Origin of the sequence: Stenotrophomonas sp. 3diitr2024, from assembly GCF_042136455.1 — a bacterium.
Taxonomy (GTDB): Bacteria; Pseudomonadota; Gammaproteobacteria; order Xanthomonadales; family Xanthomonadaceae; genus Stenotrophomonas; species Stenotrophomonas sepilia.
On record NZ_JBHHMJ010000570.1, the window covers coordinates 1 to 3,309 of the forward strand.

The 3,309-nt window shown below is 69.5% G+C and carries 4 protein-coding genes; 2 read left to right on the plus strand and 2 right to left on the minus strand.

The window, feature by feature from the left end; translation table 11 throughout:
* Positions 1-66: 66 nt before the first annotated feature.
* A complete protein-coding gene (locus ABGA94_RS14670; RefSeq protein ID WP_053497847.1) occupies positions 67-483 on the minus strand; it encodes an energy transducer TonB in 417 nt (138 codons plus the stop codon).
* Positions 480-830: a 4a-hydroxytetrahydrobiopterin dehydratase gene (locus ABGA94_RS14675; RefSeq protein ID WP_134956396.1), complete on the minus strand. Its 351-nt coding sequence runs from the start codon at positions 828-830 to the stop codon at positions 480-482. The genes ABGA94_RS14670 and ABGA94_RS14675 overlap by 4 nt, the downstream gene beginning before the upstream one ends.
* A gap of 90 nt (positions 831-920) precedes the next feature.
* Between ABGA94_RS14675 and ABGA94_RS14680 the strand changes: the two genes are divergently transcribed.
* Both ABGA94_RS14680 and ABGA94_RS14685 read left to right on the plus strand, forming a co-directional pair.
* Positions 921-1,520: an NfuA family Fe-S biogenesis protein gene (locus ABGA94_RS14680; RefSeq protein ID WP_005417610.1), complete on the plus strand. Its 600-nt coding sequence runs from the start codon at positions 921-923 to the stop codon at positions 1,518-1,520.
* A 10-nt stretch (positions 1,521-1,530) separates the two neighbouring features.
* Positions 1,531-3,291: a hypothetical protein gene (locus ABGA94_RS14685; RefSeq protein ID WP_171957287.1), complete on the plus strand. Its 1,761-nt coding sequence runs from the start codon at positions 1,531-1,533 to the stop codon at positions 3,289-3,291.
* Positions 3,292-3,309 lie beyond the last annotated feature (18 nt).

The following is a 3,309-nucleotide window of genomic DNA, read 5'->3' on the forward strand; positions in this document are numbered from 1 at the left end:
GCCCCGGACAGGGCCGGGGCGGCGAGGGCGAGGCGGGCGCCGGCTGGCCTCGTCGGGTGCGTGCGATCAGCCGCCGCGGCGCAGGCGCTCTTCAATGGCGAAGCACTGGTCCGGCTTCGGCTGCGGCGGGTTGAAGCTGACCGGCACCTGGATGGTGGCCGGCACCGGCTGGCCGTTGCGGGTGGCGGCATTGAACTGCCAGCCCTGCACGGCAGTCTTGGCCAGCTCGTCCAGCTGCGGGTTGCCGGCGCCAGTCAGCAGGGCCACTTCGCTCGGCTTGCCGTCGGTGCCGATGGTCACCTTGAACGTACTGGTGCCGCCCACGCCCATGCAGGCCAGTTCAAGCGGGTACTGCGGCGGCGGCGTCTTCACCGCTGCGACTTCGGTCGGCGGTGGCGGCGGTGGTGCCGGCGGTTCGGATGAACCACAGCCGGCCAGGCCGGTCGCAGCGATCAGGGACAGGCTCAGCAAGCGTACGTTCATGGCAGTTGCTCCGTCAGGGCCGAAGTCTTTGCCGCGCAGATGAAGTCGTTCTCGCTCAGGCCACCCACGTCGTGGGTGGAAAAGCGCACGACCGCGCGGTCGTAGTGCACGCCCAGGTCCGGATGGTGGTCCTCGTGATGGGCAATCCAGGCCAGCGCGTTCACGAAGGCCATGGTGGCGTAGTAATCCTTGAAGCGGAAGGTGCGCGTCAGGGCCTGCCCGGCCTCGCTCAGCTCCCAGCCGGGAACCTGCGGCAGCAGTTCGGCCAGCCGGGCTTCGCCGAGCTTGTGGTCGCTGCCTTTGCGTGGCACGCAACGGGCCTGGGCCAGTGGAATCAGGTCGGCCATGGGAATCTCCACCTCGTGTTGACTGAACAATGCGCCGGACGGTGTATAAACCGAATGAGCGGCTGACGCTTACTTGGCTAGAATAGCCTGATGATCCAGATCTCCGACACTGCCCAGACCCATTTCCGCAAGCTGATCGAACGCGAGGGCGTGCCTGGCATGGGCGTGCGCCTGAGCGCGGTCGACCCCGGTACTCCGCGCGCCGATGCCCGGCTGGAGTTCGCCGAACCCACCGACCTGCTGGGCGACGAGTGGGCGGTGGACTGCGATGGCTTCACTCTCTATGTCGATGCTGGCAGCGTTGGCTGGCTCGACGGTGCCGAGATCGACATCGTCGCCGGCGCTGCAGGTGCCCAGCAGCTGACCATCAAGGCGCCGCGCATCAAGGGTGAGGCGCCCGGTGATGCGGCTTCGCTGGTGGAGCGCGTGCACTGGGTGGTGGAGAACGAAGTCAATCCGCAGCTGGCCTCGCATGGCGGCAAGGTGGCCGTGCAGGAAGTCTCGTCCGACGGCGTGGTGCTGCTGCGCTTCGGCGGTGGTTGCCAGGGCTGCGGCATGGCCGACGTGACGCTCAAGCAGGGCATCGAAAAGACCCTGATGGGCCGCGTGCCGGGCGTGACCGCCGTGCGCGACGCGACCGACCACGACAGCGGCCACGCGCCGTACATCCCGCGCGACAACGTCGCCTGATCGCTGACGCGTGCCTCTGAGCCGGGCCGAGCAACTCATCGATCTGCTGCTGGCGCGCCAGCAGCCCCGCGCTGTCCTTGAGAAGACCACGCGCCTGCCTTATGGCTGGGCGTTGTGGCTGCGCTCGCTGGGGCCGCTGCCGCGACCGCTGCACGCCCGCGAAATGATTGCGGTATTGCTGCCGCGTCCGCTGCCCGCCCGGCCAGGCCAATCGCCGCAGCTGTCGCTGTGGCAGGCGTTGCGCCGTCTGTTCTGGCAGGACTGGGACGCTGCGCCACGTGACCAGCGCTGGATGCGCTGGACCTCGGCACTGATCAGCGCATTGCTGCACCTGCTGTTCTTCATGCTTCTGCTGTGGGTGGCGGTGATCCGCACCACTGCGCCAGACGAACAGGGCACCGAGGGCGAGCGCGTGCAGGTGGAGTTCGTCGGCCGCGCGACCCAGGAAGGCGGGGGCGATCAGCCAGGCGCCGAAGTCGCTGCGGCCGCTGCGGCAGGTCGGGTTGCGACGGGGCAGCAGGCCGGTGCCGCCACAGCTCCTGCCCCGCGCCCGGCGACTGTCGAAGCCGCCGCATCTTCCCCTGCATCCGCGCCGACCGCCAGTGTTCCTCCGCCGCCAGCCGAAGCTGAGCCGGCGCCGGTTGCCGCGCCGCCGCCTTCGCCGGTCCAGGCCACCGAGGTGGCGCAGGCCAGCACGGATTTCGTGGTGCCGCCGGTCAGCGTGCCGCGAACCGAAGTCAGCGTCGTGCCGCGGGACAGCACGCCCAGCGTACGCGAGCGCAGCGTGCAGCCGGTGCACGCGCCGCCGGCGCCTGCCCAGGTGCGCACCCCGGAGCTGGCCGTGCGCACACCTCAGGTGCGTGATATCCAGGTGCGCGAACGCGAAGTCAGCATCGTCGAAGCGCCCGTCGCGCCCAAACCGCTGCGCAGCCCAGAAATGCAGGTTCGCGTGCCACAGCAGGACGTGCAGGTGCTTGAACGTGAAGTGCAGGCCGTGGCCGATCCGCAGGTGCGGATGGCGGCGGTGGCCGGGCGTGAGCCCGCCGTACGCGCGCCCACCGGCCGTGATGTACAGGTGCGGGAGCGTGAAGTGGCCCCGGCACCGGCGGTGGCACCGGCATCCTCCAGTGGCAGTGCCACCGTGACGCCTGCGGCTGCGGCCCAAGGCCGCGCGGCGCAGACGAGCAGCAGCACGCGTCCGTCAGCCTCCAGCAGCACACCGGCAAACGCAGGAGCGCGCCCGGCCCCCGATCCCGGCAACTGGGCGACACCGGCCAAGGGCGATGACTGGGGATCTTCCAGCCGCAGCCGCGACGGCAGCAATGGCGGTGCCCGCCAGGCCAGTGCCGCCGGCAGGGGCAATGGCCTGTTCAATGCCGATGGCAGCGTACGCGTGCCGGGCCAGGACGGCGACGGCCACGCCGAGCGAGGTGCGCCCGGTGGCGCCAACGACGGCTGGAGCAAGGAGCGCATCGCGCAATCGGGCACATGGCTGAAACGTCCGCCGTACGACTACACGCCGACGTCGTTCGACAAGTACTGGGTGCCACAGGAATCGCTGCTGGCCGAATGGGTGCGCAAGGGCGTCAAGGCGATGGAGATTCCACTGCCGGGCACCAATACGAGGATTTCCTGCGTCATTTCGATCCTGCAGGCCGGCGGTGGCTGTGGCCTGACCAACCCCAACATGCAGGACCAGCCGGCCGTGGCACGGCCGCCGCCGGACATCCCGTTCAAGAAAGAACTGCAGGAAGACAACGGCAGCCGCTAGCGGCTGCCGTTGTCCACG

Excerpts from the sequence above, each read along its gene's own strand:
- ABGA94_RS14680 (WP_005417610.1), top strand. The coding sequence starts at position 921 with ATGATCCAGATCTCCGACACTGCCCAGACCCATTTCCGCAAGCTGATC.
- ABGA94_RS14675 (WP_134956396.1), bottom strand. The coding sequence starts at position 830 with ATGGCCGACCTGATTCCACTGGCCCAGGCCCGTTGCGTGCCACGCAAA.
- ABGA94_RS14670 (WP_053497847.1), bottom strand. The coding sequence starts at position 483 with ATGAACGTACGCTTGCTGAGCCTGTCCCTGATCGCTGCGACCGGCCTG.